The sequence below is a fragment of the Calothrix sp. NIES-2100 genome, assembly GCF_963875285.1.
In the GTDB taxonomy this organism is placed as follows: Bacteria; Cyanobacteriota; Cyanobacteriia; order Cyanobacteriales; family Nostocaceae; genus Aulosira.
Genome location: NZ_CAWNLA010000001.1, coordinates 384,596 through 410,583, shown reverse-complemented (window position 1 = coordinate 410,583; position 25,988 = coordinate 384,596). Strand labels below are relative to the sequence as shown.

The window sequence follows — 25,988 nt, the reverse complement described above, 5'->3', positions numbered from 1 at the left end:
ACTTTTTCCTCCTAATATTACTTACAATTAAGTTTTGAGTTTTGATTTAATACTTTCCAAATCAGCCGCGTATTTTCCTCTTTTAAACACAACTTCAAGTTCCTTGCAGATTTTCCCAAGAGCTTGTTGATCATCTGTACTATACAAATAGCTAATTAGCTGTAAGGCAAAGTCAGCATCGGTTGATTGTGTTAAAAATCCAAGTTGATTTGCTTCAACTCCAATTCTTATACAAAGTGCTTTTCGTGCCGAATATTCTGCACGTCCACTACGTATCAAGAGTTCTGTAATTATTTCCCTGTCAGAATCGGTAAGTTCTTGAAATGTCTCTGATGCTGGTTCATTGGTGACTGAAAGCTGCTTTTGAGGTAGATTTTCCTTCTCATTAATATTTGGCTTCTTCTTGAGAACTGGGGTGAGTTGCTGTGGAATACCTGCTAACCGAATTGCAGCACAACCAAATTTGTGGGCAAATTCAACAGGCTTACCTGCACCTAAAGCATCGTAAAAACCTACAGCAAATTCAATTGCTGCTTTATCTGGGATCGCCTTTTTCATGCCAATCACATAATTAACATGTTGTGCGATCGCCTCTGCTTGCACTTCCGAATAACAGCCGTTGAGAACAACACACTCAACTTGCTCTGAAAACAGTTCAAACAATCCTGCTAAGGCTTCGCCATCAACTAGCTTTGCTGAACCTGTTTCATCTTCAAATACTAAACCTTCATCCCCTGTTCCATGCCCAGAAAAATGAATAATAGAAGGATTGATATCCAGCATTGCTCTCTGGATGTCTCTTGGTCGCACTGCCCACTTCTGTTCTAAGATAAACTGATCGCGGTGCTTTGCTCGCTGTAATCCTTCTCCAATATCTCGCGCCTCCTGATCTAAACGTAGTTGTGAAGTACCTTGAGGATTTGCTGTCAAAATTAAGATTGTTTGCACCATTTACTAAATTCCAGTTATATAAATTGATCGGATTTCGTATTTAATTGGTTTTACCAGTAGCCAGACTATTCAATTTGGGGAAGTGCCTATAGCCTCTTGATTTCAGCAGCTTGGGGAACTTCATTGCTTTCCAGCCATTGCTCTATTAGCTCAATGACTACTTGGCTCATGTTTTTACCCTGCATGACGCAAGTGGCATGAAATCGCTTCTTTAGGTCATCCGTGATGCTAATATGCATTGATTTACCTTTGCTACTCATTTATGTAATTCTTTCCAAACCTACAAATGTAAAAATGGCGATTCCGCAAAAATACCAGGACTTACGCAAAAATTGCCAAAAAGCTGGATTTATTGAACCGTCAAGAACGCCAAGAGCGCTAATAATTTGTAGAGTTGCGTAAGTCCTAAATACTATTGAAAAAGTGAAAGCACTCTTTGGTAGAGTACCTTGGGAGTTTATTGGTTAATCCGTCGCAAAAGTTTCCAATAACATCAAGCCTTAAGTCTTTGTTGCTAATCGACATAGAAAAAGTGCGATCGCCAAAATAGCAATTGAGTTCTCATATCATGTTCGGTTGATCGCTTATAAAATGTCATTGCGAGCGTAACGAAGTGAAGCGAAGCAATCACAACGCCTCTGCGATTGCTTCGCTTCTCTTCGAGACGCTAACGCGAACGCTCGCAATGACAACTATTTATGCGAACATGATATCAGTTATCGCAATTAGGTTCTCCGTTATGGCAATTGCGATCGCCGAAATAGCAATTGTAGTATAAAAAATGGCAATTGTAGTGTCAGAAATAGCAATTGTAGTATAAAAAACGGCAATTGTAGTGTCAGAAATAGTAATTGTAGTATAAAAAACGGCAATTGTAGTGTCGGAAATAGCAATTTTAGTCTCAAAAATTGCTTTTGGGTTCTCCAAAATAGCAATTGCGTAGACGTAGCCCGCCGCAGGCATCGCCCAAATAGTAATTGAGTTCTCTGAAATAAAAAATACTAGCCCCTAATCCCTAACCCCTAGCCCATCGGCTACTTAACAAGTTCAAAAATCGAAGGTTGTCCGCAGCACTCCTACATATTGGGTATTATTGCTACTATTGTTTTCTGGATTGAGAATTACCCAAAACCCAGGAGTCACCGAAATATTGTCATTCATTCGCCAACGATAGAAAGCTTCAATGTGGTAAGAGTTAACCCCCTCCGCACGGACATCACTTTGAGAAACACGGGGCGGTAAACCAAAGAGAATTCCTGGTAAGTTTCCCCTACCGCCAACATCTGGAAATGACATCCCAATCGCGCCAAACCAAGCATTAGCACTATCACCACTATTCACAAATAAAGAATCTGTTCCACCCCTCCCATTAGAAATATCACTCAAACCAGAGTTTTCAGCATTTGCCCAAATATACCCGCCCCAGGCGTGAACTTGGAAATTTGGGGAAAAGCGATAGAATCCCTGGGCGCCGACAATGCTGTTAGTTGTGGCAATGCTGTTACCAAAGGGTGAGATGGATAATGCGCTACCTCTACTGCCTGTAATATCCACAGTACCAGCAGGGCTATATCCATGAGAGTAGGCAACACCAATTGCTCCTTGTTTGCCATAGTATACTAGATGAGCCAAAGCATTGTAACCGCCATCAAATAAGCCATTTCCTTGTGCCGGGTTATTGGGACTGTTAGCTAAATAGCCGAGAGTTAAAGTTAAGTCTGGGCTAATCTTCCAGTTAACGGCTGCACCACCCCCACCTCGTTCAAACAGCAGACTATTTTTGCCAAATAGTGAGGGGATACCATTACCATCATCGGCGATCGTGGGCGGAGTAACGTTGTCTGTGATGTCGTTGTAGCCAATACCCACCGGGCCGACGACAAAGGAAAGGGACTCGCTAACGGGAAAGTAGTAACGGATGTGGGGTACAATCAGTGTATTGTTGCTGTCATTATCGAAGTTCAGGCGCGTCATCCCTGTGCCGGTGGCTGTGGCAATTTGGCTGACGTTATTGGCATTGGTAAAGTTACCAAATTCTAGCCGCACTCGCAATAAATCTTTGCCGGTGAAACTGCTTTCTAATTGCAGACGCCCGCGAGTAGCAAAATAGGCGTTGGATTCATCGCGTGTACCTCCCACCTTATTACCAAAGGTATCACTAATGGCGGTAATAATTTGCGCATTCAGCTTGGTAGTAGTGGAAAACTGCTGCTGTTCTAATGTTGCTGTCCGTGCTTCCAATGTATCCACCCGCCCGCGTAGAGTTGCGAGTTCGGCGGCAAAGTCTGTTTGTAACTTTTGCAACACTGCTAAATCTTCTTTCTTGACTAAATCGCTAGTAGCTGTGGCAATTAACTCATTGATCCGATCCAAGCAAGCATTTAACCCGGCGGCAAATTCATAACGAGTTAAGGCACGGTTGCCGCGATAAGTGGAATTCGGATAACCTGCAATACAGCCGTAGCGTTCAACTAATGATTGTAATGCAGCAAATGCCCAATCGGTTGGTTGGACATCGGAAAACTGGGAAACTGAGGTGACTTGACCTTGAATAGTATCAAAGTTGACATCTACTGTCTCAGAATTATGATCTAAAGGTGCTGCTGTGACTGCGGTAGATGCCAAAAATAAAAGCGGAAAACTGTACAAAAGATGTTTCAGCATTGGGTATAGTATGGTATTTTAGGGGTAAAAATTTGTACTCGAAGTCTCAACCTCTTGCTATATCTACGCTTGAGAGATTTCGACTCCTGTATTATTGAAAGTTACAAATTCAAAACAATCTTCTATATGCGGTGCTGGTATTGGGATTCCTATGTCTGCAACAACAGCATGAGTCTACTTAAGTGCAGCCTAACCCTTAAATCTTTTGAAGTGAAGCCTTGTATTTAGTTTTTGTCTAAGAAGTTGGTAAGCAAAATTCAATTTAGAGGGAATAGAGAATTAAAAAATATTACCTATTCCCTGTTCTTTTCCCTACTTACATATCTTCTAATTCAATTCCTTTGGTTTCCTTAATAAAAAAGAGAACGAAAAAGAGTGAGATAGCCGCCGCCGTTGTATAGAGTCCGTAGGCAGAACCTAAGCCAAAATATTGCAGGATGGGAGGAAATGTTGTAGAAACGATGAAATTCGCCACCCATTGCATAGCAGCCGCAACCGAAAGTGCAGCAGCGCGAATTCTGTTATTAAACATTTCTCCTAACAGCACCCAGGTGACTGGCCCCCAGGAGAAACCAAAGCAAAATACATAGAGGTTTGCGGCTAAAAGAGCTACAATACCCGGAGTACCACTCAGAGTCGGGTTGCCAGCAGCATCCAGTGGTGCAGTGCCAAACATCGCAGTCATCGTTCCCAAGGTCAAGGTCATACCGATTGACCCTAAAATCAACAGGGGCTTGCGACCAAATCTATCTACGAAAGCGATCGCAATCAGTGTAGTAATAATATTTACCGCACCTGTGATCACTGTAATTGTAAGGGAATTTTTTTCCGAAAACCCAACAGCCCGCCATAAAACGCTGCTGTAGTAGAAGATGACATTAATACCGACGAATTGCTGAAGTATAGATAAGCCGATGCCGACCCACACAATCGGCAGGAGTCCGCCACTTCTGCTTAAGAGGTCAGAAAATCTCGGCTCGCGTTCTGTTATAACTGTTTGGCGAATTTCCTCAATTTTCCCTAGGACATTACCCCCCAAAATCTTAGTGAGAACGTTAGCGGCTTCTGGCTCTCGTCCTTGGGCAACTAGGTAGCGGGGAGATTCGGGAATCATTAAAGCTGCCATTCCATACAGCACAGCTGGAGGGATTTCTGTCCAAAACATCCAGCGCCAAGCAGCTATATTAAATAAAAATGGCGATTCAGCCGAACCTGCTGACACAGCTATAAAGTAGTCGCACAGCAAGGCAATGAAAATGCCTACTACAATTGCTAGTTGCTGGAGCGATCCCAACCTACCCCGCAAATGGGTGGGAGAACACTCGGCAATATAAGCTGGGGCAATGACGCTGGCTGCACCGACTGCTAAACCACCTAATACCCGCCACAAGATAAAATCCCAGATAGTAAAGGCAATTCCGGAGCCAATCCCACTGATGGTAAATAATACTGAAGCTACCACCATTGCTTTGACTCGACCATATCGATCTGCAATCTTCCCTGCATAGAAGGCTCCTACCGCAGACCCTAATAATGCCAGCGACACGGCAAGGCCAGTTATTACACTGTTGGCGTTATAAGTTTTGGCCAGAGCCGCAACGGCACCGTTGATCACTGCGGTATCAAAACCGAACAAAAAGCCACCGAGAGCAGCAGCACCAGCAATTAAAATTACATAGAACGTGTTGGATTTACGACGAGTTGTTGTAGATGTCATAGTTATATTTTGTATGCAAAATTAGGCATTGCTGAATCAGGATGTGATTTAAGCACGCACAGAGAAGAGAAGAAGAGTTAAAAAGATAACACTTCATCTCATCTGCATTGTTTTACCGTCTGGAACGTCTGCGGAGACGATCAATCATGACTGCGGCAATAATTACCAAGCCTTTAACAACTAGTTGCCAGAAATAAGACATGTTCAACAAAGTCAAACCATTGTTGAGCACAGCAATAATTAATGCACCGAGAAGAGTGCCGCCAATTGTGCCGATACCGCCTGTGAAGCTGGTGCCACCAAGAATAACAGCAGCGATCGCATCTAATTCATAACCTTGTCCTAACATCCCTGTGGCACTATATAGGCGACTGGCACTCATAATGCCTGCCAAACCTGCGAGTAATCCACTCACGCCATAGACAAATAGCAACACGCGATTGACTTTGATACCTGTTAATCTGGCTGCTCGTTCGTTACCACCTACAGCGTAAATTTGCACACCTAAAACAGTTTGTCTCAGTACAAACCAACTTATTGCTACAGTCAACAAGGCAATGATTACCAGGCAAGGAATGGGACCGACATAGCTATTACCTATCCAAGCAAAGTTGATGTTTCGGTTAATAACTGTTGTACCATTAGCTACTAAGAATGCCGCACCCCGGAGGGCAGTTAGTGAACCCAAGGTGACAATAAACGGCGGTACATCCAAAAAGGTGATCAACGCACCGTTGAGTAAACCTAAAAGTAGTCCGGTGACTAAACCAGCAGGTACAGCCAGCCAACCTAAAGCCGGTAGTAGGGATACTAACACCGCAACTACGGCAGAAACAGCCAAGATTGACCCGACTGAAAGGTCAATACCACCAGTCAAAATCACAAACGTCATGCCTGTTGCCAGCACAATATTAATTGATGCTTGACGTAAGATGTTGACGGCGTTACCTGCTGTGAAAAAGTTGGGGCTAAGGAGGGAAAATAAGATGCAGATGATCACCAGAATCGGCAAAATACCTGCAACTTGCAACAGATTGTTGATTGATTGACGCTTGCGTGACTTGGGATGCTCACTAGGTCTGTTGTTGACTGGTCTTAAGGTTTGACTCATGATGCTGATACCTCCGATGCTCCTGTTGCATAGTGCATGATGTTTTCTTGGGTAATTTCTTTACCTGGGCTGTCGTCAAGTTCCCCTACTAACTGCCCTTCGCGCATGACTAAAACGCGATCGCTCAAGCCCACAATTTCTGGTAGTTCGCTGGATACCATGAGAATTGCTACCCCTTGGGCTGCTAAGTCGCTGATAATGCGATAAATTTCGCTTTTGGCACCGATATCTACGCCTCGTGTTGGTTCATCTAGCATCAATACTCTGGGATTAATGGCTAACCAACGTGCCAGTAGCAGTTTTTGCTGATTACCACCGGAAAGATCCACGGCTCTAATTTCCAAATTAGCCAGTCGGATATGGAAATTTTCCACTGCGTCTGTGGCAATCTTATTCACTGAACCCCAGTTAACAATGCCACCTTTGGCATCTTGCTTGAGTCGATTGAGGCCAATATTTTTACGGGAACTCATCTCCAGAAATAAACCTTGGTCTTTACGGTCTTCTGGGACATAGCCAATACCGGCGGCGATCGCATCACTGGGGGAATTAATCTCTAGTTTTTTACCATTGAGGAATACTTCACCGCTGACTTTGCGATCGGCACCAAAAATCAGCCGCGATACTTCTGTCCGTCCCGCACCAACTAACCCGGATAATCCGAGAATTTCGCCTGCATGAATTTGAAAACTAGCTGGTTGGACTTTGCGTCCGTCACTAATATTTCTGACTTCCAGGACGACTGCACCAGGATTCTTTTGCCGTTGATGTTCGTAAAAGTCCTGCATGGAACGCCCAACCATCATCTGTACCAATCGCTGGGGCGAAATTTCGTCCCGCGTCAGACTACCAATATATTGACCATCGCGGAGGACGCTAATGCGATCGGCTAGGGCATAGATTTCTTCCATGCGATGACTGATGTAGATAATGGCAATGCCATCATTGCGGAGTTTGCGAATTACCTCAAACAACCGCTCAGTTTCGCGGTCGGATAGTGCTGCTGTTGGTTCATCCATCACCAAAATGCGGCTTTTATCTTTTAGCGCCCTGGCAATTTCGACTTGTTGCTGTTCGGCGATCGCTAAAGTCCCAACAATATCTGTGGGTGCAAAACTCGCCCCCAAGCTTTGTAATACTTGCTGGGCTTCCTGTTCCATACTTGCGCGGTCTAAAAACTGACCCCGTTGCAACTCGCTACCCATAAACATATTTTCGGTAACGGTTAAATTGGGTGCAACGTTCAATTCTTGATAAATCAGATTGATACCTGCTTTACGTGCTGTACCCGGATCGGTAATTTTCACGGGTTGACCATTAATGCGAATCTCTCCTTCATCGGCAATATAAGCCCCGGCGAGGATTTTCATCAATGTGCTTTTACCTGCACCATTTTCACCCATCAGGGCGTGAACCTCTCCGGGATAAATGGTGAGATTGACACCTTGCAAAGCCGCGACACCATGAAATCGTTTAGCAATCCCGCGCATTTCTAAAACAGGGTTAGCTGTGGCGGCGGGAGAAAAATCTCTTTCAATATTTGTTGTCATAAGTCGTTTGTCATTTGTCAATAGTCAATGGTCAATAGTCAGTTGTCATTGGTCATTTGTCCTTTGTTTAAAACCAATGCCCAATGCCCCATGCCCCATGCCCAATGCCCTACCAGCCTTTCGATGTACTAACGTTCTCTTTGGTAATCAGCTTGGCGGGAATCAAAATGTTAGGTGATGCGGGTTTTTTACCATGCAAGATGTTGTTACCCACCTGAACCGCTTTTTCCGTCATCCCAGAGGGATTTTGAGTAGCTGTGGCTGCATAGAGACTATCGTTAGAGGCGATCGCTTGGATGGCTTCTGGCGCACCGTCAACTCCCACAATGAAAAACTCTTTGCGTTTGGCTTGGCTGGCGGCTAGATCTACTCCCACACCACTCGGATCGTTGATGGCAAAGACTGCATCAATCTTGGGAAATGTCACCAGCACATCGCTCATTACCCTCAGTCCGCCATCTCGGCTACCTTCTGCGTTCTGGTCTTTAGAAAGTAGTTTGATATCAGGATATTTGGCTAACACTTTCAAACAGCCATCGACTCGCTGGATTACCGAAGCTACTGGCGGCCCGTTGACTATGACTACATTGCCCTTACCCTTAAGGCGATCGGCAATATATTGGCAACTAATTTCTCCAGCTTGGACATTATTGGTGGTGACTGTAGCGTCTACTTCTGCGTCTACGCCTGTGTCTACCGCAATCACAATCTTGCCTGCTTTCCTGGCTTGATCAACGGCTGGTCTGATTCCTTTACTATCAGCAGCATTGAGAATAATAATGTCTGTGTTAGCAGCCACAAAATTTTCAATTTGGTTAAATTGCTGGTTCAGGTCATAGCCACTAGAAACTACAGTGACTCTGACATCATTACCACCAATTTTTTTCGCTTCTTTCTCCGCACCTTTAGCCATAACCACGAAGAAAGGGTTACTTAAATCACCAAGGGTAACACCAACAGATCGTAATTTAATATTGAGATCGCTCTTGTTGGTCTGTGTACTGGTATCTGTAACATTTTTTGTATTAGTGGTATTAGTGTTACTGCCTGTGTCGCTATTTGGAGCAACGTTTGTGCAGCTGACAAGCGTACCACTAACAATACTTAATAAAGTAGCTGCAACACCTGAGGTAAAGGGAATTTTTTTCACATTCATCGATATCCTATAACGCATTTAAATCTGACAAAAATCAGCAGAATATAAATCACCCTTGATGTGAACTAGAAACATCTTTTATCCCATAAGGGTTTCTAGATTTACCCCAAATAATTTTTGGGGATACCTCCGAAATTAAAATGTTTTCTGGATGTAATTCATATTCAACATAAACCTTTAAAATCATCACTGTCTGAAGGCTGAAACTATGGCTTGGTCATTTTAAGTTTTATTAATCATGTTGTTTTTTAGGCTTTATGCACAGGTGTGCATCACTGCTAATTTTTATCTTTGCACACCTGTGCATAAAAAATGTGTTAAGTTTGTTTACGTTATTTACCGCAGTGCTGAAAATGAGTAAACGAAAAATTTCCATTGAAGATATTGCGCGCAAAGCAGGTGTTTCCCACTCCACGGTTTCACGGGCTTTACGAGACAGTCCCCTGATTAGCTCTAAGGTGCGGGAGGAAATCAAAAAACTAGCGCAGGAGATGAACTATGTACCGAATGCGATCGCCCAAAGTTTACAAAATCAACGCACTTATACCGTTGGGGTAGTTGTGACTTCCATAGCCGATCCCTTTTTTGGTGAGCTAGTAGAGGGAATTGAACAGGTTGCTAGAGATGCAGGCTTGAATGTGTTGTTAAGTGCTTCACATGGAGATTTTGAGCAGGAAATAGCAGCGATTGAGAATTTTCATTATCGGCGAGTGGACGGAATTTTAGTAGCTGACTCGCGAATCAGTAAACACCATACGCAGCAGTTCACCCAATTTACTGTGCCCACAGTTCTGATTAACATCGACACTGAAGCTTACAGCGAAACATTTCACTCAGTAGCCATAGACGATCGCTTAGGTGGTATCTTAGCCGTCAAGCATCTCATAGAACTGGGACACACCGATATTGGCTATCTGGGTGTAGGCGATGGTAGCAAAGCAGCTCAACAGCGCCAAGAAGGATATCAAATGGCTTTGACTCAAGCAGGTTTACCACAAAATCCTGATTGGGTAGCAATTCTCAATAAAGACTCGACAACAATCAAAGATATTGATATCGGCAAAAAAATGCTACCTCAATTAGTCGAAGCTGGGGTAACTGGCATCTTTTGCTACAACGATATGGTAGCTGTTGGCGCTCTTTTAGCTTGTAAAGAACTAAGTCTTTCCGTACCAGAAGATTTAAGCCTCGTGGGATTTGACAATATTGCTCTGAGCAATTACGTCACACCACCACTCACAACAGTTAGCCAACGCATGGTAGAAATGGGTAACGCTGCTATGACGATGTTACTTGAGTTATTAGCCGGAAAAACTGGAGAAAATGTCCTTTTATCTCCTTTTTTAGTCACAAGGAGTAGTACTACCACAATCAGTAAATCGAAAAATTTAGCGTTAGCCAAGCTTACCGTTCCTCGAAAAGGTTCTCGCAGCGTAGGTATCCCTCGCTAATTTTTGCCTGAACTACTGTATTTTTTGACATGCGTCCCGATCTGCGATCGCCGAAATAGCAATTGCTCAAAATCTATTTCGGTGATTCCCAAAACGGCTAGGACTTACGCAGACTCTACGATTTCTTCTCCCAAGAAGAGACGCTGCGCAGCGTAATGTCGTTGTCATTACAGTCTGTTAAAATAATTGAATTAGGAATTACACACCAATAAAGCAACCATGACTGGTAAAACAAAAAGTGCGACTGTGCGTAACACACTCAATTTGCGGATTAAGCCAGAAGAACGTGATTTAATAGACATGGCAGCCAAAGTAAAAGGTAAGAATCGAACTGATTTTATTTTGGAAGCGGCGCGGAAAGCTGCGGAGGAAACTTTGCTAGAACGTACTATTTTTAGCGCTAGTCCAGAAGCGTATGCAGAATTCATTGCGCTTCTAGACGCACCACCACAACCTAACGAACGTTTACGCAAAACAATGCAGACAACACCACCTTGGGAACAGGAATGAGTTTAACTTCCCCAGAACCTCTGGCTAGTTATCACTCAGTGACTGATTTTTCCTGTGGAATTGCATCCCTTGATGATTGGTTGAAGCGTCGAGCATTGGCTAATCAAACCAGTGGTGCAACTAGAACTTTTGTTACCTGTGTTGAGAATACGGTAGTTGGGTATTACGCGCTTGCTTCTGGGGCAATTAGTGTAGAATCTGCTTTAGGTAAATTTCGGAGAAATATGCCTAACCCAATTCCGGTAGTAATTCTGGCAAGATTAGCAATAGATAGTTCTTATCAAGGTCAAGGTTTAGGACGTGCTTTATTTCGTGACGCTTCATTAAGGGTTGTTCAAGCTGCTGATACGATTGGAATTCGGGGGATTATTGTTCATGCTATTTCCGAGTCAGCCAAGGATTTTTATTTGGCGTTAGGTTTTAATGTTTCTCCTCTTCAACCGATGACGTTGATGATTACGATTAATGATTTACGAGCTTGTATTGCTTAGTGTGTCCATGTTTTAGTGTTGTTGGGACTGACTGCGACTACCTAGACAACAGCAAACACCAAAAGCGCGATCGCCACCCAGATGATGAACTGGAAACTCAAAGCCCTCGACCTGAATTTAAAGCTTTATTGAGTCAGAGGTTTAAGATAGCAATTAGTATTGCTAGTATTTAGAGATCCAGCATTGAAAGTAGGTTTTTATGAATAGATACCTTGTTGCTGTGATTGATGGTACAAAAGCACGTTTTTTAACCTTAAAGCCATCAGAATTGCCAGCATATGAGCCTGGACCTAGTCTCATGGAACATGAAGCTTTATTAAGTTCCAATAGCGAACTACAAGGTCAAGATTTGTGGACAAGTTCTAAAACTGGACGGAATCGCGGTGTTGCTGGGCAAGCACACAGCTATGATGATCACCGTGATAATCATTTAATTGAATTTGAACGCCGCTTTACCCAAAGCATCACTACTAACATAGTTAACTTACTTCAGGCTCATCAAATTCAACAATTGTTAGTTATAGCTGAACCCCAAATATTAGGGTTAATGCGCGCAGCCATAACACCTGTATTACCGAAAAATATTAAGATACATGAATTAGCAAAAGAGCTTTGTCATCTCAAACCTCATGAAATACATGAGTATCTTGCTAGTAAACAATTGTTACCACCACACAAAAGGGCTTCCATCTAGCGATAAATATTAGAGCAGAAGGAATCAGAATGCTAAAGGTGAGCCAGTCCGGTCTTGGGGTCTCCCCAAGTAGAGGAACTGGCGAACCCGTAAGGGCGGAAGGTGACGCTCCTTCGTCGCTAACGCTTCGCTATCAGCCGTCTGGGCTTTCGGAGGGGAGGTAAGTCCAAAGATGGGGCGAAAGTCTCATCTTTGGCACTCCCTCGTGAGTACAGAAGCCCAACCTACCCTTCGGGAACGGCAAAGCCGAACAGGCAAAGCCAAGGTTGGGTAGTTCACCTTGTTATCAATGGCTCAAAGTGGCAGTCCTGATGCGTGATTACTGTTTTTTCTTCAGTCTGGGAGTTAAGTGTTCTGCAATCCCAGCTAGTCGAATGGCGCTGCACCCCAGTTGGTAAGCAAACTCGACAGATTCCCCCGCTCCCAATGCATCGTAAAAACCTACGGCAAATTCAATAGCAGCCCGATCTCCAATTTCCTTACTCATGCCAATCACATAAGGAATATGCTTGACAATCGTCTCTGCTTGCACTTCTGAATAACAAGCATTCAGGATAACGCACTCAACCCGATCCGCAAATAACTCGAACAGCTTAGCGAGTGCTTCTTCGTCTACTAACTGTACACATCCTATTTCATCCTCCAGTGCTAGGCCTTTATTCCCTGTACCATGACCGCTGAAATGAACAATTTGCGGCTGGAAATCTAACAGGGCGCGGTAAACATCTCGAACACGCACAGCCCACCGCTGTTTTAGGTCAAACTGTTCTCGCTTTTTAGCTCGTTGTAATCCTGCATCAATTTCCCGTACTTCTTCATCCAATCGTAATGGCGAGCTAGTTTTTGGATTGGCTGCCAAAATTAAAATTGTTTTGACAGCTTTTTCTGATGTAGTGTTACTTTCTACTTTTTTCTCTGATGTAGTGTTACTTTCTACTTTTCCTATATTTTTAACTTTAATGATTGGTCTTAATCTAGGACTATAAACCATAGGAACTATGGTTCCTACAGTGACGATGACCCACTTGTTTTTATCGATAAATAAGAGAAATGGTTTCAGAAACCAACGTAGATAATAATAAGGGTAAGCAATATAAGCAAATTTTACTTCTCTTTCAAGACTAGGGATAGACCAGGTTATTGTTTCAGTATTTAGGTAAGGTAAAATTTTTAAGTTATCTGCATCTTGTGCTTGATAGAAAGAACCAGCAGGGAAGTTTACTAGCTTAATCATTGACTGTGGACATATATCTGCACAAAGTTTATCTTTGATAGTGGTTCCATTCTCAAGCTCTAAATATATCCATTTGTGAGAATTTAAGTTTAATGGAATGACATCCACTTCTCTAAGTATTAATCCTCGTTCAATACTATTTAATTGCTTATTGGTTTGCTTCAACTGTTTATTTACACTACTTTCTCTAGTTTTTATATTTTCTTTAATATTAAATTTTATGAGTTGATTGTTTATTGGTTCAATAGTAATTTGATTTTCTTTTACTAATGGTAATGCAATTGAGTTTTCAACAGGAATTGTTGAATATAACAATGTGAAAAATAAAAGAGCCGTAATCATTCCTATTGCTAAATAAATAAAAACTTTTATTGTAATTATTAATATTGGTTTAAAAACATGAGGATTTTTGTTTAAAAGGTAAAAATATTTTTTAGCTAGCCATAATAAAATAACTCCTGATACTAAAACTAAAATAGAAATAGAAAAAATTCCATAAATCGATATTATATTTATAATGTTAAAAAAATAATTAATTAAGAATAATAAGTTTGGGATGAGCTTTTGCAGTAATATAAATACTATGGAATAGAGCAAGGGTAAGGGAGTTAAAGCTATTAACCAATATATGAGGTTTCTTAGAGAAAAAAATTTTTTAACTATTAAGCTTAAAATAATACAAAAAAATAAAGTGTAGCTAGCAGCATAACTAACTGAGAATATTCCTAGTATTAGCAACAAGCCTGATAGTAAAGTTACAATTGCTATTAATCGGTAAAGCTTTTGATTTATGAGCATGATTGTGAATTCGTCTTTACTAAACAAAGGCTTAATCTGCTAAATCAAATTTATCTACTGTACACTAGTAACTATCACATGGTAAAAGTCAGATGCGGTTGCCAAAAGTTACAAAATGTAAAATATCACGATACCACCTTTAAGATATTGCTAAGAGCTTAGAGGGATTGCACATTTGTTAAGAAGGTGCGCTATATTTTAAATTATCACAGATGCGGGTTTCCCGGCATAAAGCATAAAGCAAGTGGAGTGGAAACCCCCTGCGTACCCGTCGCTAGTTCACCGCTATGTGTCTAGGGATAAAACCTCATAACAGACTTTGCGCTTTCTCGTTTGTAAACACCAATAACTAATCACACAGAAGTGTAACAAATGTTAATTTCAGTAAGATAAAAAATGTTACTTAAAGTTTACCTAACATTTAGGTAGCAATTTTTGAGGGAAAATAGTTTTAGAGGGAAACCAAGGTTAACAAGTAACTTCGGTTTCCCCATCACCGCAAATATTTTTGGTCTTGCAGAGACACGCAAAGGGAGGTAACTATGTTTCACGATATTTTAGTACCTGATCCCAGCACTTACCTCATCATCAAAATTTCTGTGTTGATATTGGCACTCTTAGTATTGATGATTGTAGCTGCTGCCCCTGCTATTTAAAAATCAAGATTCCCACTCTGATATTTCACAGATGTGTGTAGTCTTTACTGGGTAATTAGCAAACTCGTTAATTGCTGAAAGATTACTGTATCTGTGTAGGGTATACAGTTGATGGCAATTGAATCGCAAGTGAAGCGGTAGCGATATGATGGGCCGTAGATCAGCAGAATAAAATACCTGAATCTGAATTTAAGTAGAATTCTGAGAAACGCCTGACAATGAGCCTAGAAATGATCTTTCGTACTACCAAAGATGGAGAAGATACGATTGAGTGGATTCTATATCGCAATGCTTTGTGGAATATCGATGGGTTGAATCAATATAATTGTCCTCGCATGACAAATGCTGATCAACTGTTTAAGTAGGGATTTGCATGAGTAGATTAACTCGCGTGTTCCCAGTCGCTGAGTGACTCATGCTGTTGTTTTATCTGCCGTTTTTTGAGTGGAACTTTTGGCGAACCAATTTCTGTCTTTGGGAAAGACTGTTTCTTCTTGGCAGATTTGCTGTCTTGGGTTGGGGAATTAGTCGGTGTGTTTGTCATGGCTATATGAACCTTTAATGAAAACTTCAGCACTACTGTATATCAACAATTTGAAAAGCGCAAATTTCGGAAGAAATATCTTGTTTTTTTCAGTATTCCTACGGGAATAGCGTTCTCTTCATTTATTCACTGTATAAGGGCAGATATAAAATACAGTTAACAAATGCTTAAGGATTAACTCATTGCAAAAGCCGTTGGGCGCGGAGTCTAGCAGTCATACACAATCTTGATTTTATCAGGGTTGCGTAGTAGCTTGAGCCATAACGCTTATGGATTTCCATGCTTCACTTGAGAATTAACAATCGAAAAGCCGCGTTGTGTGGATTTGCTTTTAGCTAACTGTACTTGAAAGCTTACCTTATCGCTGATGTTTCCACTTTTCGCCTCCAATGTCCAGTTACCAGGACGCAGATGCCAAAATAAAGAATGAGCTGAATCTATAGCTAGCTTTTCCCCGTTTAACCGCCACTCTACAGGCTCAGCCGTCTTTCCTATTAGCTTAAACTCTAGTTTTTGGGTTGTTTGTTCCCCTGGATACAGCAAAAATAAATCGCCATTATGGGGAGATAAAATCCTCAGATTGCTAGTATTCAAAGTTGCTTGTTGCTGTCTAGCTAACCATTCATCATATTCTGGCGATAAATTGCTTGGTTGTTGATTTTCGTAGGCAATTTTGTCTTCTGGATAAAAATATTCTTGCACCACTGAAGCACAATCTGGTGTAGGTTTTAACCCAGATATGGCACAAATGGGTAATTGCACTAAACCTTGAGGCGGGAGAAAGTTTGTCGGTTCTTGATGTTCGTGCAAATGTAACATGATGCGATTCCACAAAGGTGCTGCACCAGTAACTCCTGATACTTGGCGCATCGGTTCGCCTGTGAAATTTCCTACCCAGGTAGCGACGGTGTAATCTGTTGTAAAGCCTACAGTCCAAGTATCGCGGTAATTAGAAGAAGTACCCGTTTTCACAGCCGCAGAGAAAGGTAAATTTAATACAGAATCTACACCAAAAGCCGAGGCGCGGGCATGGTTATCACTCAACATATCGGTGATTAATTGCCATGTCGCTACCCCTCCCCGCAAGTGAGGAGGGGAGATTAAGCCCCCCTCTCTGCTTGCAAAGAGCATCGGCTTTTCACTGTCGCGGTGAGGAGTCGAGGAAATCAAGCCCCCCTCTCTGCTTGCGGAGAGGGAGGTTGGGGGGTGAGGTTCTTTCGGCGTAAATTGAGTTACCAGGGATGTGGCTTCACCTTGTCGCGCCATCGTGACGTAAGCCTTGGCTAATTCCCAAAGGCTGACTTCGCCACTCCCCAGAGTCAAACCTAAACCATAATATTCGGGGGTTTGATTGAGGTGTTCAAAGCCCAATTGACGCAGACGTTCTAAAAAAGTTGGTACACCTACCTTCTCTAATACCCTAACTGCGGGAACATTTAAGGAATTCGCCAACGCCACCCGCACCCGCACCGGGCCGAGAAACCTTTGGGTATAATCTGTAGGGCTATAAAGTTTTGCACCGGGAATGGCGTAATGTGCGGGGACATCTGCCAAAATTGTATTTGGGCGAATTGCATTTTTTTCTAACGCCAACTCATAGACAAAGGGCTTGAGGGTAGAACCTGGTTGACGTAGCGCTTGTACACCATCATTACGTCCGAGTTTGGCTTCATTAAAGTAATTGGGCGAACCGACATAAGCCAGAACTTCCCCAGTGTGGTTATCAATAACCACAGCCGCCGCATCATGGACGTTATTCGCCGCCAGGGAAGAAAGTACTTGCTGTACCTGTGCTTCCACAAATTGCTGTAAAGGTCGATCTATTGTAGTGTGAATCTGTCCCTCTGCGTCTGGGGTGCTTTGCTGTGTCGCTAACCAAAATAAAAAGTGAGGTGCAGCAATAATTCCGCGTTGGCGAGATTGAAATACTACCTTTTCTGTATATACCCGTTCAGCTAATAAAGAAGTAATATAACCATCCTGTACCATACGATTAAGAACATATTTTTGACGCTGCTTTAATCTTTGCCAATGTTCTAACGGGTCAAAATATGTAGGATTATTGGGGATAGCAGCTAATAGACTAGCTTGAGCAAGATTCAAATCACTGGCTGGGATAGAAAAATAAGTCCGGGCTGCGGCTTCCACACCGTAGATATTTCCCCCCATTGGTAAACGATTAACATAAGCCGAGAGAATTTCAGCTTTATTCATCCCCGCAGCTAACCGCCAAGCTAACCAAATTTCTTGTAGTTTACCGGAAATATTGCGCGGAACAGGATCTAACATCCGCGACAACTGCATAGTAATTGTGGAAGCACCAGAGACAATTTTTTTCGCGTGAATTGCTTCTTTGATAGCGCGGGCTACTGCTTTTAAATCCAACGCCCCATGATGATAGAAACTACTATCTTCAGCCGCCAAAATTGCTTGAATAAATTGGGGAGAAACCTGTTTTAATGGGACTACGGCAGTATGCTCTTGGTCACGGGTGAGTATAGTTCCTAAGGCTAGCCCATTGCGATCGCTAAATTGCATCGCTAGCTGACTTTGCAAAATATCGGTAGCCCGCACTGGTGCAAAATATGGCATTAATCGCACCGCCAAGCACATCAGCAGTAAGGCGAAAATTACCTTACCCCTTCTACTGCGATTCAAACCCCGCCAAACTTTTTGCGTAATTCGGAACAGCTTACGTAAAGTTAGTTTCATCAGCGAATGCTCTACCCTGTCAAACTTACTTTAATTTTGACGTAGCAATCGCCACTCGATCGGGAAATATCTCAACTCGCCATGAGTTTAGGTTGATGAACTGGTATTTCCAGCACAAATTTAGTTCCTTCTCCTTCTGTGGAATCACACCAAATCTTGCCATGATGTCTTTCGGTGATAATTTTGTAGCTGATGGATAAGCCTAAGCCTGTACCTTTCCCAATCGGTTTGGTAGTAAAGAAAGGATCAAAAATGCGCGATCGCACTTTTTCAGATATCCCCGCACCATTATCGGCGATCGCAATCTGCACTTGATTGTCAGCTGTCACTTGAGTAGAAATCCAAATTTTACCAGGTTGTGTTTGCTGTGCAGATTCTTCCACCGCATCAATTGCATTCGTTAGTATATTCATAAATACCTGATTGAGTTGTCCCGGATAACACTCAACTAAAGGCAATTGACTGTAATCTTTTATAACTTCAACTGCTGGGAGGCGATGTTGTAAAATCAGTAGCGTATTGTCAATGCCCTCATGAATGTCAGCTTCTTTAAAGTCAGATTCATCTAGGCGAGAGAAGTTACGCAGAGATAACACAATTTGCCGAATCCGTTCTGTACCAACCTTCATGGATTGCAGCAGCTTGATTAGGTCTTCATGCAGAAAGTCAAATTCCACATCATCCAAAACTTCTTGGAGTGTTTGGGGTGGATTGGGGTAATGTTCTTGGTATGCTTGAATTAATCTCAGCAAGTCTTGAGTGTAGCTATCAATATGGGTAACGTTGCCATGAATAAAATTCATAGGGTTGTTGATTTCATGGGCAACTCCAGCAACCAGTTGACCTAGACTTGACATCTTTTCGGTTTGAATTAGTTGGAATTGAGTGTTGTGCAGCTGGGTTAAAGCTTGCTGAAGTTCCTCGGAACGTTGTTCTTTTTCAGTCAGCAGCACTTTCACACGTTCGATCAGATGGTTGAATGCGATCGCTAGGATGCCGGTTTCATCCTTGCTGATTACAGGGACTTTGAGGTCAAAGTTAGACTCTTCGGTGACTTGCTGCGCTACCTCAGTCACAGATTGCAGTGGTTTAGCAATACTGCTGGAAATTTGTAACCCTAAAATCAATGCTAAAATCACACAAGCTAAACTGGTGATACTGATCAACACCATCGTCGGTCTAGCTTTGGCGATCGCTTTATCAAACAGCGATGACCATTCTAGAATGATTGCACCATCGATCTGATTTTGCTCTCCCTTCAGCGGCAAGACAATTAATTTAATTCCTTGGGGATAATCAACACTTTTTTCCAAAAAACTTCTAGATTTGCCATCCTGTATCGTTTGCTGTATTTCATTGCCTTGATCGTGGTCAAAAATTGTGCCAATATTTTCAACAACAGCATCCGCCAAAATCAGCTTCTGACGATTGACCACCACAATATCGCGCTTTTGCCGCTCATGTAGCACATGGGTATAATTTTGCAGTTCGTCAGAACGTTCTAGAGAAATAGATTTTTGATTGTAATAAGCATAGTGGGTGATCGAAGCCGCAAGCACTTGCGCAACGTGTTCAGCTTCTGCGATCGCTAGATTTTCCGCAATTTTTTGGCTTTGGGCGATCGCCACCACACCAACAACACTCGTTAATAAGGAAACACTAACAAAGCTTCCAACTAGTTTATGAGCAATTTTCATCACAATAGGTCAGCCATAACCGCTTCTAGATAAAATTAGTTTTCCCAGATTCTTACGGCAAACTAAATTAAGTCCATATTTTAAATCTGTAACAACTCAATTTGTGATAATAATAAAATTTGAGATGAGTCGTTCTACCAAAAGTGGATGCTCTCTTTCTCTTCGTGCCCTTTGCGCCCTTTGCGGTTCGTTTAAAAAAGTCTCACAACTCTCAGCAGATTGCCATCGTTAAGAATTGTAGTAATTATTAGGAACAATCGCATTTGATTGGTTATCTATATAAGATATCTCACGCAGAGCCGCAGAGGCGCAGAGAGAAGAAATATTTATGCTTATGAAAATTTTAATTAAATTCCTACTTACGTTAACGCTTGTTTTAGGAATAGCAGGGTGTAGTTTTTTCGGAATTGGTTCAGGTAGAGAACAACTACCAACAGTTGCGCCTCTCACACCACCCAAATTACCAGATTGGATTGAACAAATTAGTCCCATTGGCGATGCGAAACCTCTCAATCAAATTCGTATCCGATTTAAAGAGGCCTTAATTCCTGTGGAAAGGCTAGACAGTCCAGAACAAGAGAATTTGCTGCAAAAATTTGAAATTGTACCACCTTTACCTGGTAGATTTCGCTTTTTAACACCGCGCATGGTGGGTTTTCAAGCAGATAAAGCCTTACCTCAAGCCACAAGATTTCAAGTAACGCTTAAATCTGGTTTAGCTGATTTAAAAAATCATCGTTTAGATAAAGATTTAGCTTGGACTTTCAATACCGAACCGATTAAGCTGACTAATTTACCAGGCGTTAACCCGATGGAGAAGGCTGACGATCAACCGATTGATGTACAGCCAACTTTACAATTTACATCGAATGTGGAATTAGATGTAAATTCTGTACAAAAACATTTACAGCTAATTCCTGAAGGTAAAACTGAAGGTATTAATTTTAAAGTAATTTTAGATAAAGAAGATAAGCCACAAGAAAGTGAAGATCCATTAGAAAAATTTGACCCTTCCCAACGCAATTGGATTTATCAGCTTATCCCCCAAAAAACTCTCGCCGAAGCAACTCGTTATCGGCTAAATTTTGCGCCTGGTATCCTTCCAGCTTATGGTAATTTACCTAGCGAGAAAGAATTTGCCAGTAAATTAGTCACTTATTCACCTTTAGCGTTTCAAAAAATCAATTTTTATGGACAACCAGACGCAGGGGGAACCTACGGCAGATTTGTTAAAGGTAGTCCACAGTTAGAATTTAATAACATCTTAGTTGCCGATTCTGCTATTGAAAATATTAAAATCAACCCTAAGCCTAAAGATATTTCTAGACTCATCCAAGTTAACGATGAAGATAGAGTTATCAATATTAATCCTTATGCCTTAGCCCCAGCTACGAGTTATACAATTACTGTTGGTGCAAATCTTAAAGATAAATTTGGACAGACTTTAGGTAAACCCGTCACCCTTAATTATGAAACTGGTGATTTAGCTGGGAATATTTGGGTTCCTTCAGATTTAAATATTTTTCCCTCCGGTAAAGATTTACAGCTAAATATCAATACGATAAATTTGCCAGAGGCGAAGTATAAAGCCGCTTATCGTCTGGTGCAGCCAACAGATTTGGTTTACGATAATTACGCCAATAATTTATTACCGAAACCAGTTGAATGGCAAAGTTTCTCGGTAGCGAGGAAGAACAATCAAGCAGTTGATATTACTGTACCTCTGCGAGAAAAACTATCTTCTCAGACGGGGATGTTAGCTTATGGTGTACAAGCACGTACTAACAAATATCAGGAAAATGGTAAAGAACTGTGGCGGGAACCCACAACTTACGGCTTAGTACAATTAACAAATTTAGGTGTATTTTCCCAATGGTTTCCTGATTCCGGCTTAATCCGCGTTCATCATCTTAGTGATGGTTCACCTGTGAAAGCTGCGGCTGTAGAAATTTATCAATCACAATTAAATGCCAAATCTCGTCCGCCAGCTTCACCTTGCGCAACTGGGAAAACAGATGATAGTGGTAATTTAAGCATTAAAAGTGCAGATTTAAAGCAGTGTTTAGGTAGTAATCAAACCTTTGTCAAAGCACCAGAATTTTTAATAATCGCCCGGGAAAATCAAGATTGGGCATTTACCCGCACAGAAGAATATAGCGGTGCTTATGGTTATGGTATTGATGGAGGTTGGCAAGATGGGAAGCCAGAATCACGGGGAATTATCTTCTCAGATAGACAGTTATATCAGCCAGGGGAGAAAGCTTGGTTAACTGGTTTTGCTGATTACTTGCAAAATGGCACAATTCAGCAAGATAAAAATGCTGCTTACCAATTAACTTTAGTTGATCCTGATGGGAAAAATACTAGTTTAGGGACAAAAACTACTAATGAATTTGGTACATTCTCCTTAGAGTTACCAATTAGTAAAACTCAACGCTTAGGATATTATACAGTCCAAGCTAAAGGGAAAAGCGGGCAAGAAATTTCTGGAGAGTTCCGAGTTGCAGAATTTAAACCGCCTAATTTTAAAGTCGAACTAAATTTAGATAAGGAATTTGCCTTAATTGGCGATAAAGTTGCAGCGAAGGCGGCTAGTAATTATCTCTTTGGTGCGCCTGTACAAGGAGGAGAAGCCAAATATTTTGTTACCCGCCAGCAAGCTAATTTTGTACCCAAGAGTTGGGAAGAATTTAACTTTGGGAGACAATGGTTTTGGCCGGAAGAAAGTCCAACTTTAACTAGCGATGTCTTGCAAACTACTTCTGTACTAGATGCGAATGGGAAAAGCGAAAAAAGTCTGACAGTCGCGAAAGATTTACCATACCCAATGACTTACCGGGTAGATGTGCAAGTCGCAGATGTTTCTAATTTATCGGTAGCGAATTCGCAAACTTTTACAGCTTTACCTAGTAATCGTCTGATTGGATTAAAAAGTAATTTTGTGGCTGATGCTGGTAAACCATTTTCTATTGAAACCATTGTTACTGACCCTACAGGAAAACCGCTCACAGGTCAACGGCTACGTCTAGAATTACAACAGATGAAATATAGTAGCGTCACCAAATTAGTAGAAGGTAGCCGCACACCAAAAAATCAAGTTGAATATAAAACAGTCGGACAAGCAGAAGTGACATCTGCTGAAAATGCCCAATCGGTAAATTTAACACCCAAAGAATCTGGTTCCTACAGAATTAGGGCGAATTTTAGCGATACAAAAGATGAATTAAGCGCCACAGATTTACAAATTTGGGTAACTGGAGACAATCAAGTTTATTGGGGTTCGCCAGAAGAAGACAAGCTAGAAGTAAAACTAGATAAAAAAGAGTTTAAACCTGGGGAAACTGCAACTGCATTAATTCAATCTCCCTACCCAGAAGCAGAGTTATATTTTGCGGTAATTAAAGACAAACCTATATATCAGCAAATTACCAAAGTTAAGGGAGGCGCACCACAAATTCAGTTTCAAGTTACGCCAGAAATGTTACCTAATGCAGCAGTACAAGCTGTATTAGTCAGACAAGGTAAACCACTTCAGGAAGTGGAACCGGGAAGTTTAGATAAATTAGTGAAAATTGGCTTTGCACCTTTTAAAGTCAACTTGCAGGATAAATATTTAACAGTGCAAGTTAACCCAGTGCAAGCATCACTCGAACCTGGTGCTGAGGAAACTGTACAACTAGAACTTAAAGATAATCAAGGTAATCCCACCCAAGGACAACTTTCCGTCATGGTGGTGAATGAAGCAGTACTGCAACTATCTGGCTATCGTCCACCGGATTTAGTAAATACAGTATACGCCGAACAAGCGATCGCAACTCGTTTCAGTGATAATCGTCCCGATGTCGTCATTCAACCCCAAGATATCCCCAAACCCAAAGGCTGGGGTTATGGCGGTGGCTTTTCATCAGGTGCAGCTAATACCCGCGTTCGCACAGATTTCCAAGCCTTAGCTTATTACAATGGTTCTGTACTCACCGACACCACAGGGAAAGCACAGATAACATTTAAACTCCCCGATGACTTAACCACATGGCGAGTCATGGCTGTCGCTACCGATGGTAATTTGCGGTTTGGCAATGGCGATCGCACTTTTATCACCACAAAACCACTGCTAACTAATGCTATTTTGCCACAATTTGCCCGTCCAGGCGATCGCATTCTCGCTGGTTTATCCGTCACCAATAACACGGGAAATAGCGGAAACCTCTCGATTAACGGCGAACTTAGCGGTACAGTAAAATTTGCAGAAAATAACCCCACCACCACAAATTTACAAACCAAAGCCGAAACTACTACCCAAGCTTATCGCTTCCCCATGCTGGCGGAGAATGTGGGAGAGGGAAAAGTCCGGTTTACCACACAATTAAATAATGCAGCCGATGCATTTGAAGTACCTTTAGAAATTAAGCCGCTAGAAATTACCGAACAAGTTGTAGAAACAGGAATCACCGAAAAGCAAACCAAGATACCTTTAAATGTTGATAAAAATACCATCCCCAATGCGGGAGGTTTAGATATTCAACTGGCTAGTAGCTTAGTCCCAGAAATTACAGCACCAGCCAAACAAGTTTTAGGCGATGACGAATTACCTTTCGCCGAACCAGCAGCCAGCCAGTTAATCATTGCGGCAAATTTGCAAACGCTCTCCCAAAAATATGGACAAACATTTGCTGAATTCAACATTAATCAACAAGCTAATCAAGCCACAGAACAACTGCAAAAGCTGCAAATAGCCGATGGTGGTTTTGCTTCCTACCCCGGACAAGAAAAATCCGATCCTTGGATATCTAACTACGCAGCAGAATCTTTAGCCAAAGCCAATCAAGCTTTCCCTGGTGCAATTAATTCTGCAATGCTTTCTCGCCTCAAGAGTTACTTACAAAAAGTCCTCGCAAACCCTGGACAATACGACTTTTGCAAACAGCAAATTTGTAAAAATCAACTGCAACTCAATACCTTGATAGCATTAGCAGAAATTGGCGATAAACGCAATAGCTTTTTAGCAGATATTTATCAACAGCGGAATAACTTTGATGTAGTTAATCAAATCAAATTAGCGCGATACTTATCGCAATTCCCGGAATGGCAAGACGAATCGCAAATTATGTTAAACCAGTTACAACAAAATATCTATGAAACTGGTCGCACAGCAGTTATTAGTATACCCAGTAGTTGGGGATGGATGAGTTCACAGACAACAGCACAAGCGCAAGCTTTACGGTTGTTTATTGCTAACAAAGCGAAACCGGAAGTAGTAGATAAATTATTTCAAAGTTTGCTAGCACAAAGAAGAGATGGGACATGGCAAACTAGTTATAACAATGCCCAAGCCCTCACAGCCTTAGTAGAATATAGTCAACTCCAACCCACACCACCTAATTTTGTTTCTTCTGTACAATTAGCAGGTAAAAAGTTAGGTGAAAACCGCTTTGAAGGCTATAGCAATCCTAGCTTGCAATTAAATGTACCAATGGATCAATTACCTCGTGGTCGCCATGATTTAGTATTACAAAAATCAGGTAGAGGTAAATTACATTATCTGGTTGCTTATAATTATCGCTTGCAAGGAAATCAACCAGGGAAATTTAACGGGTTAAGAGTCACCAGAGAAATTCAAAAACTTGGCGAAGCGGAAAGTATTCTGCAAAAATTTGGACTTTACGCCTTTGATAAACCCTTAACTTTACAACCAGGACAAGTATTTGATATAGGTTTAGAAGTGATTACAGATCATCCTGTAGATCATGTAGTAATTACAGATCCTCTACCAGCAGGATTAGAAGCAGTAGACGCAAGTTTCCAAACTACAACCGCCGCATTGCAAGCAAAAGCCGATAGTTGGCAACTTGGGTTTAAGAATATCTACCGCGATCGCATTATCGCCTATGCCGACCACCTCGAACCAGGAGTTTATAGCCTACATTACTTAGTACGTTCCGTTACCCCCGGTAAATTCCTTTGGCCTGGTGCGGAAGCGCATTTACAATATGCACCTGAAGAATTTGGGCGTGCGGCTGAGTCTACATTGATACTGGAGGAGAAAAATTAGCTA

The 25,988-nt window shown here is 41.8% G+C and carries 17 protein-coding genes and 1 pseudogene; 7 read left to right on the top strand and 11 right to left on the bottom strand.

Going from position 1 to position 25,988, the window contains the following annotated elements; translation table 11 throughout:
* Positions 1 to 27: 27 nt before the first annotated feature.
* From AACU32_RS01635 to AACU32_RS01605, 7 genes are all read right to left on the bottom strand, one after another.
* The gene (locus AACU32_RS01635; protein WP_096597221.1) at positions 28 to 951 is read right to left on the bottom strand and encodes a CHAT domain-containing protein; all 924 of its coding nucleotides are present in this window, start codon (positions 949 to 951) and stop codon (positions 28 to 30) included.
* An 86-nt stretch (positions 952 to 1,037) separates the two neighbouring features.
* Complete coding sequence (locus AACU32_RS01630) at positions 1,038 to 1,211, bottom strand: plasmid partition protein ParG (RefSeq protein ID WP_096597219.1); 174 nt, start codon at positions 1,209 to 1,211, stop codon at positions 1,038 to 1,040.
* A gap of 787 nt (positions 1,212 to 1,998) precedes the next feature.
* Positions 1,999 to 3,615 carry an iron uptake porin gene (locus AACU32_RS01625; protein WP_096597215.1) on the bottom strand — a complete coding sequence of 539 codons (1,617 nt, stop codon included), beginning with the start codon at positions 3,613 to 3,615 and terminating at the stop codon, positions 1,999 to 2,001.
* Between the two features lie 316 nt (positions 3,616 to 3,931).
* Positions 3,932 to 5,332 (bottom strand): sugar porter family MFS transporter, encoded by a 1,401-nt coding sequence (locus tag AACU32_RS01620; RefSeq protein WP_096597213.1) that lies wholly within the window; start codon positions 5,330 to 5,332, stop codon positions 3,932 to 3,934.
* A 112-nt stretch (positions 5,333 to 5,444) separates the two neighbouring features.
* Entirely contained in the window at positions 5,445 to 6,443 is a 999-nt protein-coding gene (locus AACU32_RS01615; protein WP_096597211.1) for an ABC transporter permease subunit, read from the bottom strand.
* On the bottom strand, positions 6,440 to 7,993 hold the full coding sequence (locus AACU32_RS01610) for a sugar ABC transporter ATP-binding protein (RefSeq protein ID WP_096597209.1): 1,554 nt from the start codon (positions 7,991 to 7,993) through the stop codon (positions 6,440 to 6,442). Before AACU32_RS01610 ends, AACU32_RS01615 begins: the two co-directional genes overlap by 4 nt.
* 109 nt (positions 7,994 to 8,102) lie before the next feature.
* Positions 8,103 to 9,149, bottom strand: a complete 1,047-nt coding sequence (locus AACU32_RS01605) for an ABC transporter substrate-binding protein (protein ID WP_096597207.1) — start codon at positions 9,147 to 9,149, stop codon at positions 8,103 to 8,105.
* A gap of 353 nt (positions 9,150 to 9,502) precedes the next feature.
* Here AACU32_RS01605 and AACU32_RS01600 point away from each other — a divergent pair, with 353 nt between their 5' ends.
* The 5 genes and pseudogenes from AACU32_RS01600 to AACU32_RS40620 all read left to right on the top strand — a co-directional run.
* Complete coding sequence (locus AACU32_RS01600; RefSeq protein WP_339377414.1) at positions 9,503 to 10,600, top strand: LacI family DNA-binding transcriptional regulator; 1,098 nt, start codon at positions 9,503 to 9,505, stop codon at positions 10,598 to 10,600.
* A 219-nt stretch (positions 10,601 to 10,819) separates the two neighbouring features.
* Positions 10,820 to 11,110 (top strand): type II toxin-antitoxin system TacA family antitoxin, encoded by a 291-nt coding sequence (locus AACU32_RS01595; RefSeq protein ID WP_096597204.1) that lies wholly within the window; start codon positions 10,820 to 10,822, stop codon positions 11,108 to 11,110.
* Positions 11,107 to 11,601, top strand: coding sequence for a GNAT family N-acetyltransferase (locus AACU32_RS01590; protein WP_096597202.1), 495 nt, complete (start codon positions 11,107 to 11,109; stop codon positions 11,599 to 11,601). The genes AACU32_RS01595 and AACU32_RS01590 overlap by 4 nt, the downstream gene beginning before the upstream one ends.
* A 199-nt stretch (positions 11,602 to 11,800) precedes the next feature.
* Complete coding sequence (locus AACU32_RS01585) at positions 11,801 to 12,295, top strand: host attachment protein (RefSeq protein ID WP_096597200.1); 495 nt, start codon at positions 11,801 to 11,803, stop codon at positions 12,293 to 12,295.
* A pseudogene (locus AACU32_RS40620) lies at positions 12,295 to 12,569 on the top strand (hypothetical protein); the annotation flags it as partial. The gene AACU32_RS01585 and the pseudogene AACU32_RS40620, both read left to right, overlap by 1 nt.
* A gap of 45 nt (positions 12,570 to 12,614) precedes the next feature.
* On the opposite strand, the gene AACU32_RS01580 reads toward AACU32_RS40620, so the two are convergent.
* The gene (locus tag AACU32_RS01580) at positions 12,615 to 14,327 is read right to left on the bottom strand and encodes a CHAT domain-containing protein (RefSeq protein ID WP_339377413.1); all 1,713 of its coding nucleotides are present in this window, start codon (positions 14,325 to 14,327) and stop codon (positions 12,615 to 12,617) included.
* Positions 14,328 to 15,201: 874 nt separating this feature from the next.
* On the opposite strand from AACU32_RS01580, the gene AACU32_RS01575 reads away from it, so the two are divergent.
* Entirely contained in the window at positions 15,202 to 15,348 is a 147-nt protein-coding gene (locus AACU32_RS01575) for a hypothetical protein (protein WP_339377411.1), read from the top strand.
* 17 nt (positions 15,349 to 15,365) lie between these two features.
* On the opposite strand, the gene AACU32_RS01570 is transcribed toward AACU32_RS01575, so the two are convergent.
* The 3 genes from AACU32_RS01570 to AACU32_RS01560 form a co-directional block, all read right to left on the bottom strand.
* Entirely contained in the window at positions 15,366 to 15,527 is a 162-nt protein-coding gene (locus AACU32_RS01570; RefSeq protein WP_339377410.1) for a hypothetical protein, read from the bottom strand.
* Positions 15,528 to 15,794: 267 nt separating this feature from the next.
* Positions 15,795 to 18,239 carry a penicillin-binding protein 1C gene (pbpC, locus tag AACU32_RS01565; protein WP_096597198.1) on the bottom strand — a complete coding sequence of 815 codons (2,445 nt, stop codon included), beginning with the start codon at positions 18,237 to 18,239 and terminating at the stop codon, positions 15,795 to 15,797.
* A 71-nt stretch (positions 18,240 to 18,310) separates the two neighbouring features.
* Positions 18,311 to 19,936 carry a sensor histidine kinase gene (locus AACU32_RS01560; protein ID WP_096597196.1) on the bottom strand — a complete coding sequence of 542 codons (1,626 nt, stop codon included), beginning with the start codon at positions 19,934 to 19,936 and terminating at the stop codon, positions 18,311 to 18,313.
* 328 nt (positions 19,937 to 20,264) lie between these two features.
* Here AACU32_RS01560 and AACU32_RS01555 point away from each other — a divergent pair, with 328 nt between their 5' ends.
* Positions 20,265 to 25,985 (top strand): alpha-2-macroglobulin family protein, encoded by a 5,721-nt coding sequence (locus tag AACU32_RS01555; RefSeq protein ID WP_339377409.1) that lies wholly within the window; start codon positions 20,265 to 20,267, stop codon positions 25,983 to 25,985.
* Positions 25,986 to 25,988 lie beyond the last annotated feature (3 nt).

Bases quoted from the DNA above. Each gene is read 5' to 3' on its own strand.
- AACU32_RS01600 (WP_339377414.1), top strand. From the start codon at position 9,503: ATGAGTAAACGAAAAATTTCCATTGAAGATATTGCGCGCAAAGCAGGT.
- AACU32_RS01635 (WP_096597221.1), bottom strand. From the start codon at position 951: ATGGTGCAAACAATCTTAATTTTGACAGCAAATCCTCAAGGTACTTCA.
- AACU32_RS01580 (WP_339377413.1), bottom strand. From the start codon at position 14,327: ATGCTCATAAATCAAAAGCTTTACCGATTAATAGCAATTGTAACTTTA.
- pbpC (WP_096597198.1), bottom strand. From the start codon at position 18,239: ATGAAACTAACTTTACGTAAGCTGTTCCGAATTACGCAAAAAGTTTGG.
- AACU32_RS01610 (WP_096597209.1), bottom strand. From the start codon at position 7,993: ATGACAACAAATATTGAAAGAGATTTTTCTCCCGCCGCCACAGCTAAC.
- AACU32_RS01575 (WP_339377411.1), top strand. From the start codon at position 15,202: ATGAGCCTAGAAATGATCTTTCGTACTACCAAAGATGGAGAAGATACG.
- AACU32_RS01555 (WP_339377409.1), top strand. From the start codon at position 20,265: ATGCTTATGAAAATTTTAATTAAATTCCTACTTACGTTAACGCTTGTT.
- AACU32_RS01560 (WP_096597196.1), bottom strand. From the start codon at position 19,936: ATGAAAATTGCTCATAAACTAGTTGGAAGCTTTGTTAGTGTTTCCTTA.
- AACU32_RS01630 (WP_096597219.1), bottom strand. From the start codon at position 1,211: ATGAGTAGCAAAGGTAAATCAATGCATATTAGCATCACGGATGACCTA.
- AACU32_RS01615 (WP_096597211.1), bottom strand. From the start codon at position 6,443: ATGAGTCAAACCTTAAGACCAGTCAACAACAGACCTAGTGAGCATCCC.
- AACU32_RS01605 (WP_096597207.1), bottom strand. From the start codon at position 9,149: ATGAATGTGAAAAAAATTCCCTTTACCTCAGGTGTTGCAGCTACTTTA.
- AACU32_RS01620 (WP_096597213.1), bottom strand. From the start codon at position 5,332: ATGACATCTACAACAACTCGTCGTAAATCCAACACGTTCTATGTAATT.
- AACU32_RS01625 (WP_096597215.1), bottom strand. From the start codon at position 3,615: ATGCTGAAACATCTTTTGTACAGTTTTCCGCTTTTATTTTTGGCATCT.
- AACU32_RS01585 (WP_096597200.1), top strand. From the start codon at position 11,801: ATGAATAGATACCTTGTTGCTGTGATTGATGGTACAAAAGCACGTTTT.
- AACU32_RS01595 (WP_096597204.1), top strand. From the start codon at position 10,820: ATGACTGGTAAAACAAAAAGTGCGACTGTGCGTAACACACTCAATTTG.
- AACU32_RS01570 (WP_339377410.1), bottom strand. From the start codon at position 15,527: ATGACAAACACACCGACTAATTCCCCAACCCAAGACAGCAAATCTGCC.
- AACU32_RS01590 (WP_096597202.1), top strand. From the start codon at position 11,107: ATGAGTTTAACTTCCCCAGAACCTCTGGCTAGTTATCACTCAGTGACT.